This window comes from Alphaproteobacteria bacterium PA2 (assembly GCA_002256425.1).
In the GTDB taxonomy this organism is placed as follows: domain Bacteria; phylum Pseudomonadota; class Alphaproteobacteria; order Caulobacterales; family Caulobacteraceae; genus Phenylobacterium.
Genome location: NKIZ01000001.1, coordinates 2021933 through 2034778, shown reverse-complemented (window position 1 = coordinate 2034778; position 12846 = coordinate 2021933). Strand labels below are relative to the sequence as shown.

Annotated in this window: 12 protein-coding genes; 7 read left to right on the top strand and 5 right to left on the bottom strand. The window is 61.8% G+C overall.

From position 1 onward, the window contains the following. Positions 1–8: 8 nt before the first annotated feature. The 4 genes from CFE28_09790 to CFE28_09775 all read right to left on the bottom strand — a co-directional run bounded on the left by CFE28_09790 (position 9) and on the right by CFE28_09775 (position 4822). Positions 9–2213 (bottom strand): RNA degradosome polyphosphate kinase, encoded by a 2205-nt coding sequence (locus CFE28_09790; protein OYU71654.1) that lies wholly within the window; start codon positions 2211–2213, stop codon positions 9–11. A gap of 80 nt (positions 2214–2293) precedes the next feature. Next, a complete protein-coding gene (locus CFE28_09785; protein ID OYU70253.1) occupies positions 2294–2956 on the bottom strand; it encodes a chromosomal replication initiator DnaA in 663 nt (220 codons plus the stop codon). A gap of 81 nt (positions 2957–3037) precedes the next feature. Next, the gene (locus CFE28_09780; protein ID OYU70252.1) at positions 3038–3835 is read right to left on the bottom strand and encodes an arginyltransferase; all 798 of its coding nucleotides are present in this window, start codon (positions 3833–3835) and stop codon (positions 3038–3040) included. Positions 3836–3919: 84 nt separating this feature from the next. Beyond that, positions 3920–4822: a chemotaxis protein MotB gene (locus CFE28_09775; GenBank protein ID OYU70251.1), complete on the bottom strand. Its 903-nt coding sequence runs from the start codon at positions 4820–4822 to the stop codon at positions 3920–3922. Between the two features lie 79 nt (positions 4823–4901). Here CFE28_09775 and CFE28_09770 point away from each other — a divergent pair, with 79 nt between their 5' ends. Together CFE28_09770 and CFE28_09765 are read left to right on the top strand one after the other, a co-directional pair. Beyond that, the gene (locus CFE28_09770; protein ID OYU70250.1) at positions 4902–5759 is read left to right on the top strand and encodes an oxidoreductase; all 858 of its coding nucleotides are present in this window, start codon (positions 4902–4904) and stop codon (positions 5757–5759) included. After that, complete coding sequence (locus CFE28_09765) at positions 5756–6274, top strand: GNAT family N-acetyltransferase (protein OYU70249.1); 519 nt, start codon at positions 5756–5758, stop codon at positions 6272–6274. Before CFE28_09770 ends, CFE28_09765 begins: the two co-directional genes overlap by 4 nt. Here CFE28_09765 and CFE28_09760 read toward each other — a convergent pair. Next, positions 6271–7287, bottom strand: coding sequence for a delta-aminolevulinic acid dehydratase (locus CFE28_09760; GenBank protein OYU70248.1), 1017 nt, complete (start codon positions 7285–7287; stop codon positions 6271–6273). The two genes, CFE28_09765 and CFE28_09760, sit on opposite strands and share 4 nt — an antisense overlap. A gap of 104 nt (positions 7288–7391) precedes the next feature. Here CFE28_09760 and CFE28_09755 point away from each other — a divergent pair, with 104 nt between their 5' ends. The 5 genes from CFE28_09755 (at position 7392) to hemA (ending at position 12703) form a co-directional block, all read left to right on the top strand. Beyond that, the gene (locus tag CFE28_09755) at positions 7392–8531 is read left to right on the top strand and encodes an acyl-CoA dehydrogenase (GenBank protein ID OYU70247.1); all 1140 of its coding nucleotides are present in this window, start codon (positions 7392–7394) and stop codon (positions 8529–8531) included. Then, the gene (locus CFE28_09750; GenBank protein ID OYU70246.1) at positions 8528–9577 is read left to right on the top strand and encodes an enoyl-CoA hydratase; all 1050 of its coding nucleotides are present in this window, start codon (positions 8528–8530) and stop codon (positions 9575–9577) included. Before CFE28_09755 ends, CFE28_09750 begins: the two co-directional genes overlap by 4 nt. Positions 9578–9605: 28 nt before the next feature. Beyond that, on the top strand, positions 9606–10388 hold the full coding sequence (locus CFE28_09745; GenBank protein OYU70245.1) for a methyltransferase: 783 nt from the start codon (positions 9606–9608) through the stop codon (positions 10386–10388). A 54-nt stretch (positions 10389–10442) separates the two neighbouring features. Continuing rightward, complete coding sequence (gene mmsB, locus CFE28_09740; GenBank protein ID OYU70244.1) at positions 10443–11327, top strand: 3-hydroxyisobutyrate dehydrogenase; 885 nt, start codon at positions 10443–10445, stop codon at positions 11325–11327. A gap of 149 nt (positions 11328–11476) precedes the next feature. Beyond that, a complete protein-coding gene (gene hemA / locus CFE28_09735) occupies positions 11477–12703 on the top strand; it encodes a 5-aminolevulinate synthase (protein ID OYU70243.1) in 1227 nt (408 codons plus the stop codon). The last annotated feature ends 143 nt before the right edge of the window (positions 12704–12846 follow it).

Genomic DNA, 12846 nt, shown 5'->3' with positions numbered 1-12846 from the left:
GGAGAGGTTTAGGCCCGTGAAGCCACATGATCAATCGCACGCGGCATATCCTTCACCTTTTGGCCCCGCCCTGACAGGCTGGGATTGGTCATGAAGTATTCGTGCGCCGAGAAAGCTCCGGGATGATCCCAGGATGGATCGCGGGCATAGCGTCCTGCTGCGTCCAGGCTCCAGCTCTGGGCCTCGTCCTTCAGGTTGGCGACCATGATCTGCTGCAGAACCTGCTGGTGAACCGTCGGATTTTCCACTGGGGTCAAGGCTTCAACCCTTCGGTCCAGATTTCGGGACATCCAGTCTGCCGATGAAATGAAGACACGGGACTCCGAGGAAGGCATCTGAGCGCCGTTTGCGAAGGCCACGATCCGGGCATGCTCCAGGAAGCGCCCAACAATGGACTTGACCTGGATGTTCTCGGACAGACCCGCAAGTCCCGGCCGGAGGCAGCAAATGCCCCTGATGACCAGCTCGATCTGAACTCCAGCCTGACTTGCAGCATAGAGGGCGTCGATGATCTGCGGGTCGACCAGGGCGTTGAGTTTCGCCCAGATGGCTGCTGGTTTTCCGGCCCTTGCGTTGGCGGCCTCGCTGGCGATCAGAGCCAGCAGATCCGGCTTCATTGTCAGGGGAGAAAAGGACAGCTTTTCCAAGGTGTCGGGACGGGCATAGCCAGTGATGTAGTTGAACAGCCGCGCCGAATCCCGCGCCATGGCCGGGTCCGATGTGAACAGCGACAGGTCGGTGTAGATGCGCGCGGTCACCGGGTGATAATTGCCCGTGCCGAAGTGGCAATAGGTCCGCAGGGCGTCGCCTTCCTTGCGCACCACGATCGAGAGCTTGGCGTGGGTCTTGTACTCGACAAAGCCGAAGACCACGTGCACCCCGGCGCGCTCGAGGTCGCGGGCCCACTTCATGTTGGCTTCTTCGTCGAACCGCGCCTTGATTTCCACCAGGGCGGTGACGTTCTTGCCGTTCTCGGCCGCCTCGATCAGGGCGGCGACAATGGGGCTATCCTTCGAGGTCCGGTAAAGGGTCTGCTTGATGGCCAGGACGTTTGGATCCCGGGCCGCCTGCCGCAGGAATTGCACCACCACATCGAAACTCTCGAAGGGGTGGTGGACAAGAATGTCCTTCTCACGGATTGCAGCGAAGCAGTCGCCGGCGTGATCGCGGATCCGCTCGGGGAAGCGGGGTTCGAAAGCCTTGAACTTCAGGTCTGACCGGTCGGCCGGGATCAACTGGCTGAGTTCGTCCAGACCGAGCAGGCCGTCGATCAGGATGATGTCATCCTTTCGGGCATGCAGGTTGTGGCAGATGAAATCCTGCAACTCCTTGGGCATTGCAGCTTCTATTTCGACCCGAACGACTGAGCCGAGACGGCGCTGCTTGAGGGCGGCTTCAAATTCCCTGACCAGGTCTTCGGCTTCTTCCTCGAACTCGACGTCGGAGTCGCGGATCAGGCGAAAAACCCCAACCCCAGCGACATCACAGCCAGGGAAGAGTTTGTCATAGAACAGCGCAACGAGACCCTCGAGGGTGATGAACCTGTGCTCACCCTTTTTGCGCCGTCCAGCCGTCGGGATCTCCCAGAAGCGAGCGACCTGGGCCGGAATGGGGACCAGAGCATAGAGAAGACGGCCGTCCGCCTTGCGTCTGATCTTCATGACGAGAGAGAAGGCAAGGTTGGGGATGAACGGGAACGGGTGAGCAGGGTCAATGGCCAGAGGCGTCAGGACCGGAAAGACCTTTGACAGGAAGGTCTCTTCAATTGCGGCCTTTTCCGTAGGCGTCACCTCGTTGGAGGAAACGACCTTCATGCCTTCACCCGCCAGTTCCCGGGCCAGGTCCCGCCAGCGGTCCTGCTGATGGGTCATCAACTGTGCGGCGTGGGCGTTGACCTGCTCAAGCTGCTCGGCAGGGGTCATGCCATCCTGGCTGAGCACCCGGACGCTTTCGCGGACCTGGGCCTTCAGGCCCGCCACCCGCACCATGTAGAATTCGTCGAGATTGTTGGCGGAAATCGAGAGGAACCGCAGGCGCTCCAGAAGGGGGTGCCGCGGATTGCGGCTCTCATCGAACACCCGCTCGTTGAAGGCCAGCCAGGAGAGTTCACGATTGAAGAATCGCTGGGGCGAGGTGGCCAGATCAGGATCCAGGACCAGACTGGGACTGATCGGCGCGGCTGATTTTTGATCGACCTGCGAAACAATCGTCATCTGAAAGGAAGCTCCGGTTCGCTCAAATCCGCCAAGGCTGGTCGCCAGATATATGGCGCGCAAACCGTGACGCCACGGTGTCATCCCTCAAAAAGGTCAAGATTTTCGGTATCGTCTCCCAGAACCTCCCTGGCAAGCGCCCTGGATACCGGACGGCCCATGGCGTCAGCAGCCTCGTCTAACCGGTCCACGAGATCTCTCGCTGCAGCGATGGACCTCTCCATTCGGGCCATGAGGTAGGGATAGATGTCCTCTGAGGGACGAATGTTCCGGCTCTTGAAGAATGAGCGCAGGATGTCTGTCAGGACCTCGTCGTCAGGGGGGGAGAGCTCGACCACCTGCATTGCGTTCAGGCGGGAACGTAGGTCCGGAATCTGGGCTGGCCATGTGCCGGGGAGGGTACGTCCCGTCAAAAGCAGGGGTTGACCTGTCTGGGCTGCACGGTTGAGCAGGTGAAACAGGAGTTCCGGAATGTCGGCCCTGTCCGCGTCCTCAACGACAATCGGTCCGTCAATATGGGCGGTAAGTGTCCGCAAACCTTCCGGGCAGATGTAGGCGCCAACGCGTTCGGCCCAAACCCGCGCAAGATGGGTCTTGCCTGCGGCTTCGGGCCCAATCAGGGCCAGGCTTCCGTTGTGCCAGGTTTCCCAGGCTCGAAGGCGTGCGACAGCGTCGCGGTTGCTTGGGCCGACGGAAAACTCATCCGGAAGATAGGCTGGCGGGCGTCGGAAGTTCAGACGCATCTGCTGCGGAGTTTTCAGATCGACGGACACATCGCCATTCTATGGACCTGACCCTGCAAGGTCGACGCCGCACAGGCAGAGTTATGGGGATATTGCCGTCCATTCCTGTGAGTGAATGGAGGGTGAGGTTTCCTCGAGATCCCGCGCCGCCATCAAGGTCCACCCCTGGGGGCGAAGCAACTCTATGGGTGAGAAGCGCACCTTGTAATTCATCTTTTCCGAGCCGCGGACCCAATAGCCCAGATAGATGTACGGAAGGTTGGTCAGGGATGCCTGCTGCAGGTGATCCAGAATGATCAGTGATCCCAGACTGCGCTTGGGCATGTCGGGCTCATAGAAGGAATAAACCAGGCTGAGGCCATCGCTCATCAGGTCCACCAGCGCGCAGCCAATCAGGTCGCCGGGGCCATTGTCTACTGAGGGTTGCCGATACTCGATCATATGGGTTCTGGCAGCTGTGTCTTCGACCATGGCGACGAAATCAGGCCAGCCCATTTCCGCCATGCCACCGTCAGCGTGACGGGCGCCGAGATACCGGCGGAGCAGGTCGAACTGTTCCATGGTCGCCTCGGCCTCAACCAGATTTCGCGCGATGTCGACATTCCGGTTCAGGACTTTTCGTTCAGACCTGGAGAATTGGTAGTCGCTGGCCGGAATCCGCGCCGAGACGCAGGCAGAGCAGGTTTCACAGGCTGGGCGGTAGGCGATGTTCTGGGAGCGCCTGAAGCCAACCTGGGTCAGGCTGTCATTGACGTTCGCCCCATCGGAAAGGGGCAGATGGGCGAAGACCTTTCGCTCCAGGCGGTCAGGCAGGTAGGGGCACGGCGCCGGTGCGGTCAGGAAGAACCGGAGTTGGCGGGTCGGAAAATGTTGCGTCACGGACTTTGGATCGACCTAGGGGCGACAGGAGCCCAATTAGAGCTTTGGAGTCCTTCCATGCAAGCCTCCAGGCCCAAGGCAGGCCTACATGCCGCTGTCTGGCGGTAGGACAGGCGCTTCGCGAAGCAGAACAATGGCGATCCGCCTGTTGCCCGGCAGGGTCGGATCATCAATGTAGAGGGGCTCGGAATTGGCCTTGCCCGAGACCTGGTAGATGCGGTCCTGGGAGACGCCAGCGCTCTGCAGCACCCGGCGGGAGGCGTCAGCCCGGGCGGATGAAAGGCCCCAGTCGGTATCTGCAGTCGATCCATTCATGCTGACCGCAGTGTGCCCGGAGATCGATATCCGGTTCGGGAGTGTATTGATGATCTTGGACAGGGCCCGCAGCAGGACCTTGGCGCGGTCATTGGGCGCCGGGCTGCCCTGGGCGAACAGGGATCTGCCCTCCTGATCTACCAACTGGATGCGCAGCCCCTCCGGGGTCTGATCAACTATGATGTTCTTCGACAGCTCCGCCAGTTCAGGCATGTCTTGGAGGGCTTGCCGGATCGACTCGGCGGCGGAAGCAAATGCGACTTCTTCACGTTTCGCCATCGCGTCGCGCATGGCCTGGGCCGCGGCTTCGGAGGCGGTGCCGTTGGCGGCGTCGCGGCTTTTCTGCTCGGAAGGGTCTTTGACCTCTGGCGTGGTTTCCTGGATTACCGACATGGATCCTGCGGACTTGGCCCCATCTTCGCCAAGGGCCGTTCCGCCGAGGATGCCGCCGGACCCTGATGTGGTTTCAGCGACGCTGGCCGGCGCAAAATAGTCTGCAATACCCCGCTTCTGTTCCGGGCTGCTGGTATTGATCAGCCACATGAGCAAGAAGAAGGCCATCATGGCGGTCACGAAGTCGGCATAGGCGACCTTCCAGGCGCCCCCGTGGTGGCCGCCGCCCGAAACCTTCTTGACCTTTTTGATCAGGATGGGCCGTTCGCCGAGCGCCATGGTTTGCTCCTGTTAACCGTGATTCCCCGGCAGGGTGCGCTTGTGTCGTTAAGATGGTGTTGAAGATTGGAGATCGGTCATGAAGGTCGCTTTTATCGGGCTCGGGGTCATGGGGTTTCCCATGGCGGGCCACCTCGCAAAGGCCGGCCACGAGGTCACCGTCTTCAATCGCTCGCCTGAAAAGGCGGTGAAGTGGACCCGGAGCTTCAGCGGCGCCAGCGCCGATGCGATCCCCCAGGCCGTAGCAGGCGCGGAGATGGTCTTCCTGTGTGTCGGTCGCGATGACGACGTGCGCGAAGTGGTGGCTTTGGCCCTGCCGGCGATGGCCGAAGGGGGGATCATTATCGACCACACCACGACCTCCGCGAAACTGGCGCGGGAAATGGCGGTCCAGGCGAAGAATGTCGGACGCGCCTTTGTGGACGCCCCGGTCTCTGGCGGCCAGGCGGGCGCTGAGGCCGGGCAATTGACCGTCATGTGCGGCGGCGAAGCTGAGGCCTTCGCCAGGGCTGAGCCGGTGATTTCCGCCTTCGCCAAGGCAGTCCGGAGGCTTGGAGAAGCCGGATCAGGGCAGCTGGCCAAGATGGTCAACCAGATTGCAATCGCCGGTGTGGTGCAGGGGCTGGCGGAGGCCATGCACTTCGCCAAGCGGGCGGGTCTCGATACGGGTGATGTCCTGGCCGCAATATCCAAGGGCGCCGCCCAGTCCTGGCAGATGGACAATCGCTGGGGGACCATGGCCGAGGGGCGGTTCGATTTCGGCTTCGCCGTTGACTGGATGCGGAAGGATCTTGGCCTTGTCCTGGATGAAGCAAGGTCCAATGGCGCCCGGCTTGCCCTGACCGAACTCGTCGATGGCTATTATGCCGAGGTTCAGGCCCTGGGGGGAAACCGCTGGGATACCTCCAGCCTTGTCGCCCGCCTGGAAAAGCCATGAGCCAGCTGGTCCTTGAAACCGAGCGGCTCATTCTGGACGAACTGAAGGCGGGCCGGGATGACCTGTTCATTTTCCAGCTGCTCAATGAGCCCGGGTTTCTCCAGAACATCGGCGATCGCGAGATCTACGACCTGGAGGCGGCGGCGGGCTATATCGAGAACCGTCAGGGGCAGAGCTATCGAGACAATGGATTTGGCCTGTGGCGTGTGACCAGCCGTGAGACGGGGGAGAGCCTTGGCCTCTGCGGTCTGGTGCGCCGGGAGGGGCTCGACTTCCCTGATGTCGGCTATGCCTTCCTGGAGTCCGCCTGGTCCAGGGGCTATGCGCAAGAGGCCGCGGCCGCAACCATTGCCCACGCCCATGACAAACTGGGAATGAAGACCCTGGCGGCCATAACCAAGCCCGAAAACAAGGCATCCATGCGGGTTCTGGAAAAGGTCGGCTTCACCTTCCAGGGAATGATCGATCTCCCCGGATTGGACGCCCCCAGCACCTATTTCCTGATCGAACTCTAGGCCCCCAGCATCCTTGCGGCCACGGGGGCGAAATAGGTGATGACGCCGGCTGCGCCAGCCCGTTTGAAGGCACCCAGGCTTTCCAGAATGGCGCGATCCTCGTCCAGCCAACCATTGGCTGTCGCCGCCTTGATCATGGCGTACTCGCCAGAGACCTGGAAGGCGAAGGTCGGCACCTTGAAGGCCTCAACCACACGCGAGACGATATCCAGGTAGGGCATGCCGGGCTTGACCATGACCATGTCGGCGCCCTCTGCGATGTCGAGGGCGACCTCCCGCAGGGCTTCCTCGGAATTGGCGTAGTCCATCTGGTAGGTTTTCTTGTCGGCTGGATTGTCTATCGAGCCGGTTCCAAGCTTCCCTGAGCCGATGGCCTCCCGGTAGGGACCGTAGAAGGCTGACGCATATTTTGCGGCATAGGACATGATCATCACATCCTGATGGCCAGCGCCTTCCAGGGCGCTGCGCAGGGCGCCGCAGCGGCCGTCCATCATGTCGGAAGGCGCCAGAATGTCTGCGCCGGCCTCGGCCTGCATCAGGGCCTGGGCCACGAGGATCTCGATGGTCGGATCATTCAGGATCCTGCCGCCCTCGATAATGCCGTCATGACCATGGTCCGTGAAGGGGTCCAGGGCGACATCGCACATGATGCCGACTTCCGGAGCCGCGTCCTTCATGGCCTTCACTGCGCGGGCGACGACGCCGTCGGGATCCAGGGCCAGCCTGCCCGTTGCGTCCTTCTTCGAGCCATCAATGTGTGGAAAGACAGCTATGGCCGGGATGCCCAGCCTGCGCGCCTCAACGGCCGCCTTGGCGCACTCCTTCACCGAGAGCCGCGCAACGCCGGGCATGGATGGAACGGCGATCTCGCCTTCACCCTCATGGACCACCATGGACCAGATGAGGTCGGCTGGCGTCAGGACGGTTTCCCGGACCAGTCGGCGGATCCAGTCTGCCTGACGCAGGCGGCGCAGACGCAGGGCGGGGTAGGGGGCGAGGGGCGTGTGGGTCATGAAATGGCCTGTGACTTATCCATCGAAGCTATGCAAGGCCGTCGCGTTGACTTGTCCCCCGTCTGGGGTCAGTTGCTGGAACGGCTTTGGCGGGGCGGAACGGAATGGACTTCAACCTTACCGACGATCAGACGGCTTTGCAGAACCTCGCCCGGGATTTTTCGCGGGATGAACTGGCCCCGCATTCGGCGCGGTGGGATGCAGAAAGCCACTTCCCGACCGACGTCCTGAGACAGGCCGCAAGCCTGGGATTTGCCGGGCTCTATGTTGCCGAGGATGTCGGTGGCTCGAATTTGAGCCGTCTGGACGCAGCCATCATATTCGAAGCCCTGGCCGAGGGGGATGTTTCGACTTCTGCCTTCCTGTCCATCCACAACATGGCGTCCTGGATGATCGACCGTTTCGGGTCGGACCTGCTTCGACGCAAGTACCTGCCCCGGCTGACGACCATGGATCTGATCGCCAGCTATTGCCTGACCGAACCTTCGTCAGGCTCCGACGCCGCCAGTCTCCGCACCTCGGCGGTTCGCGGCGGCGATCACTTCGTCCTGAACGGCTCAAAAGCCTTCATTTCGGGCGCTGGCGTATCCGACATCTATGTGGTCATGGCGAGGACCGGCGGGCCTGGCGCCAAGGGGGTGTCTGCCCTTGTCGTGGAGAAGGGAACTCCGGGCCTCTCCTTTGGAGCCCAGGAGCGGAAGATGGGCTGGAATTCCCAGCCGACCGCCCAGGTCAATTTCGATGACTGCCGGGTCCCGGCTGAGAACCTGATCGGCTCCGAAGGCGAGGGCTTCAGGTTCGCTATGGCTGGTCTGGACGGCGGGCGGATCAATATCGCCTCCTGTTCCCTCGGCGGCGCCCAGTGCGCCCTTGATGCAGCCCAGGTCTATCTCAAGACCCGCCAGCAGTTCGGGCAGTCACTTGCCGACTTTCAGGCCCTGCAGTTCCGTCTCGCCGACATGGCCACCGAACTTGATGCGGCCCGACTGATGGTCCGCCGCGCAGCCCACGCCCTCGACCAGAAGGATCCCGCCGCAACCCGGTATTGCGCCATGGCCAAGCGGTTTGCGACGGATGCAGGGTTTGAGGTCGCCAACCAGGCCCTTCAGCTGCATGGGGGCTATGGCTATCTTAAGGATTACCCCCTCGAGCGGATCGTGCGTGACCTGCGGGTGCATCAGATCCTCGAAGGCACCAACGAAATCATGCGTGTGATCATCGCAAGGGAGCTGCTTCGCCAATGAGCGACGTCATTGTCCGCACGGAGGGCAAGGTCGGACGACTGAGCCTGAACCGGCCCCAGGCGCTACATGCGCTGACAAGGGAGATGTGTGACCTGATCACCCAGGCCCTTCTGGCCTGGCGCGATGATCCGGCCATCACCCTGGTCCTGCTGGACCATACGGGCGAGCGCGGCTTCTGCGCCGGCGGAGACATCCGGATGCTGGCCGAAAGCGGGGCAGGGGACGGTGCGGCTGCCAGGGCGTTCTTCCGGACGGAGTACCAGCTCAACCACCTGATCTTCGAATACCCGAAGCCGATCGTCACCGTGATGGACGGCGTGACCATGGGCGGCGGCGTCGGACTGGCCGCCCCCTCCCGGTATCGGGTCGCCACCGAAAGAACCACATTCGCCATGCCCGAGACCGGCATCGGCCTTTTCCCTGACGTTGGGGGCGGCTGGTTCCTGCCCCGCATGCCGGGCCACATAGGCATGTGGCTGGCTCTGACCGGCGCCAGGATCAAGGCGGCGGATTGCGAACTGATCGGGATGGCGACCGACTTCATTCCGTCGGATCAGGTCGAGGTCTTCAAGTCAGCCTTGATTGCAGACCCGGCGGCCGTCGAAACCCTGCTGACCGAGTATGAGAGTGATGCCGGAAGGCCGCCCCTGGCCATGCATCAGGACCAGATCGATCGCGTGTTCGGGCAGGCTTCGGTGGAAGCCATGATTGCCGAACTTGAGGCCATGGGGACCGAGTGGGCGCAGGCCCAACTGACGGTTCTGGCCTCCAAGTCCCCTCAAACCCTGAAGGTGGCGTTCCGGCAACTGTCCCTGGGCGTGGCTGCAAAAACCTTTGCTGAGAACATGGAAATGGAGTTCCGCATCGGATCGCGGGTTGTCTGCCTGCCTGATTTTCAGGAAGGCGTCCGAGCGGTGATTGTCGACAAGGACAATACGCCAAGATGGACGCCAGCGGATCTGGCAGGCGTATCGGAGGACTTGCTGGACGGGATCTTTGCGCCCTTGCCAGAGAGTGAGACCTGGAAGCCCCTGAATCCAGCCTGATGAGAGACGCCAACTTCCGCATGTGGTAATGGCGGACAATCAAACCCGGAGGTTTCCCATGAAGATGAGTCTTGTCCTGGCCCTGGTCGCCAGCGTCTCTGCAACGACCCTGCCTGCCTTTGCAAAGCCCTCGGCCGCCGTTGTCGCCGCGGTTGCCGACAAGGGACGACCGGAAGCCGACACCAAGCGTGACGCAGATCGCAAGCCGGCCGAAATGCTTGAGTTCGCTGGCGTCAAGCCGGGTCAAACCGTCGCGGACTTCCTGCCGGGCGGCGGATACTTCACAAGGATTTTTTCGAAGACGGTCGGGCCCAAGGGCACGGTCTTCGCCGTGGTCAACGCGCCTGCACCGAACGCCACCAAGCCCAACCCGATCCTGGCTGTGGCGGCTGAGCCCGGCAATGAGAACATCAAGGTTGTCGAGGGCAATGTCGGCGCCATCAGCCTGCCGAAACAGGCAGATGTGATCTGGACCTCGCAGAACTATCACGACCTGTTTCTGACCCGCTTCAAGGCCAATATCGCCGTTGCGAACCGCTCCATTTTCTATGCGCTGAAGCCGGGCGGCTATTTCATTGTGCTGGACCACGCCGCCGCACACGGCGCGCCCCTGATCGCAACCGCCAACACCCTGCACCGAATTGATCCGGCCCTGGTCCGCCAGCAGCTGGAGGCCGCAGGTTTCAAATACGTCGGCGAAAGCAAGGTCCTGGCCAATTCGGATGATGACCACACCAAGATGGTCTTTGATCCGATCCTTCGCGGCCACACCGATCAGTTCATCTACAAGTTCCAGCGGCCGAAGTCGTAGGCCCCGGCGCCGCTGCCCCTGAGCGCAGCGGCGACCTTCATTGAGGATAGTCGTTTGAGCCGGATAGCATTCATCGGCCTGGGAAACATGGGCGCTGGCATGGCGGCCAATCTGGTGAAGGCGGGACATGACGTCACCGCCTTTGACCTCTCCGAACAGGCGCTCCGCAAGGCCGAGGCCCAGGGGTGTCATCCGGCGCTCTCGGCGGGTGAGGCTGTGAAGGCCGCCGAGGTCGTCATCACCATGCTCCCGGCGGGGCCGCATGTGCGGGCGGTCTATGGTGAGGATGTCATACCAAATGCACCGTCTGGCGCTCTTCTGATTGATTGCTCGACCATCGACGTCGAAAGCGCGAGATCGGTGGCCAAAGCCGCCTCTGACAAGGGGTTCAGGTTCGCCGACGCCCCTGTTTCCGGCGGCACAGCGGGCGCGGAGGCGGGAACCCTGGCCTTCATGGTCGGCTGCAATGAAGCGGACTTTCCCGGGATCGAGGACATTATCGCTCCCATGGCCAGGGCCACGATCAGGGCTGGAGACCATGGGGCGGGGCAGGCAGCCAAGATCTGCAACAACATGCTGCTCGGCATTTCCATGATCGGGGTTTGTGAGGCCTTCGCCCTGGCGGAAAAGCTTGACCTGGCGCCAGACAAGTTTTTCGAGATCGCATCCAGATCTTCAGGCCAGTGCTGGTCCCTGACCACTTATGCCCCCTGGCCGGGTCTGGTCGAGACGGCGCCGTCCAACCGCAATTATGAAGGCGGGTTTGCGACGGCCATGATGCTGAAGGATCTCAAGCTCGCCCAGGAAGCTGCCGCAAAATCCGGGGCTTCTACCCCCCTTGGCGCACAGGCAGAGGCGATTTACGCCCTGTATGACCGGCTTGGCGGGGGAGGGCGAGACTTCTCCTCCATCCTTCAGATGCTGCGCGGAGAGGTCTGAGGGAAGAAACGGCCTCAGTAGCCCTACGGAGTAGCCGCCCGACGACATCAGAATGTAGACATAACCATCTGACGGCGCGATAAGCCGCGTCAAGCAAGGGAACCGGCGAAGGACCAGGTGTTCTGGTGTCGAAGTCGGCGTTGAAAGCCATGGATTACAAGGCCGCGTTTCAAGTCGCTCTGGAACGAGTTCACCAGGAAGGTCGTTATCGGGTTTTCGCTGACCTGAAACGCCACCGTGGACAGTTTCCGACAGCCACCTGGACTCAGCCGGACGGCTCCCAGTCCGAAGTGGTCGTCTGGTGTTCCAACGACTATCTGGGCCAGGGCCAGAATCCGGTGGTCCTCGACGCCATGCACCAGGCCATTGAAGATGCGGGCGCAGGTTCCGGCGGAACCCGCAACATCTCCGGAACGACCCACTATCACGTAGAGCTTGAGCGCGAACTGGCCGACCTTCACCAGAAGGAAGCGGCCCTGCTGTTCACCTCGGGCTATGTTTCCAACGAGGCGTCGCTCTCGACCCTCTACAAGATCCTGCCTGGTCTGATCGTCTTCTCCGATGAGCTGAACCACAATTCGATGATCTCGGGCATCCGCAATGGCCGTGGTCATCGTCAGGTGTTCCGCCACAACGATCTGGCCCACCTGGAGGAACTGCTGGCTGCTGCAGATCCGGCTGCGCCAAAGTGCATCGCCTTCGAGAGCGTCTACTCCATGGATGGCGACATCGCCGACATGGCCGGGACTGTGGCCCTGGCGAAGAAGTATGGCGCGATGACCTATCTGGACGAAGTGCACGCCGTAGGCATGTATGGCCCGCGTGGCGCAGGTGTCGCTGAGCGTGACGGCGTGATGGCCGACATCGACATCGTCGAGGGCACCCTGGGCAAGGCGTTCGGCGTCATGGGCGGCTATATCGCCGCTGACGCCGTGATCGTCGACGCCATCCGCAGCTTCGCCGATGGCTTCATCTTCACCACCTCCATTCCGCCGGCCCTGGCGGCGGGCGCCGTCGCCTCGATCCGCTACCTCAAGGAGCATGACGAGGTCCGTCAGGCTCACCAGGAGCGCGCTGCAAGGCTGAAGGCTCGCCTTCTCAAGGCCGGTCTGCCGGTCATGCCGTCGGTCAGTCACATTGTGCCCGTCGAGGTGGGGGACCCGGTCCACTGCAAACTGATTTCGGACATCCTGCTGAGTGACTACGGAATCTATGTGCAGCCCATCAACTATCCGACTGTGCCCCGTGGCACCGAGCGTCTGCGGTTCACGCCGTCGCCGGCCCACACGGACGCCATGATGGATGATCTGGCCGAGGCGCTTGAAAAACTCTGGGCTCACTGCAATATCAAGCGGGTCGGCGGTTACGCCGCCTGACCTAAGGATTTCGCAGCTTCAACACAGCTCCGCGCGACAGAATTCAATTCATGAGCCCGTCTTTGCGGGCTCTGCGGGGATCAAGGTTGCGCCTTGGTCGCCGTTTGGCTAACTCCGCTCACCTTCCCGGCATTTGGTGTGCA

Excerpts from the sequence above, each read along its gene's own strand:
- CFE28_09790 (OYU71654.1), bottom strand. The coding sequence starts at position 2,213 with ATGACGATTGTTTCGCAGGTCGATCAAAAATCAGCCGCGCCGATCAGT.
- CFE28_09785 (OYU70253.1), bottom strand. The coding sequence starts at position 2,956 with ATGCGTCTGAACTTCCGACGCCCGCCAGCCTATCTTCCGGATGAGTTT.
- CFE28_09775 (OYU70251.1), bottom strand. The coding sequence starts at position 4,822 with ATGGCGCTCGGCGAACGGCCCATCCTGATCAAAAAGGTCAAGAAGGTT.
- CFE28_09770 (OYU70250.1), top strand. The coding sequence starts at position 4,902 with ATGAAGGTCGCTTTTATCGGGCTCGGGGTCATGGGGTTTCCCATGGCG.
- CFE28_09765 (OYU70249.1), top strand. The coding sequence starts at position 5,756 with ATGAGCCAGCTGGTCCTTGAAACCGAGCGGCTCATTCTGGACGAACTG.
- CFE28_09760 (OYU70248.1), bottom strand. The coding sequence starts at position 7,287 with ATGACCCACACGCCCCTCGCCCCCTACCCCGCCCTGCGTCTGCGCCGC.
- CFE28_09755 (OYU70247.1), top strand. The coding sequence starts at position 7,392 with ATGGACTTCAACCTTACCGACGATCAGACGGCTTTGCAGAACCTCGCC.
- CFE28_09750 (OYU70246.1), top strand. The coding sequence starts at position 8,528 with ATGAGCGACGTCATTGTCCGCACGGAGGGCAAGGTCGGACGACTGAGC.
- CFE28_09745 (OYU70245.1), top strand. The coding sequence starts at position 9,606 with ATGGCGGACAATCAAACCCGGAGGTTTCCCATGAAGATGAGTCTTGTC.
- hemA (OYU70243.1), top strand. The coding sequence starts at position 11,477 with ATGGATTACAAGGCCGCGTTTCAAGTCGCTCTGGAACGAGTTCACCAG.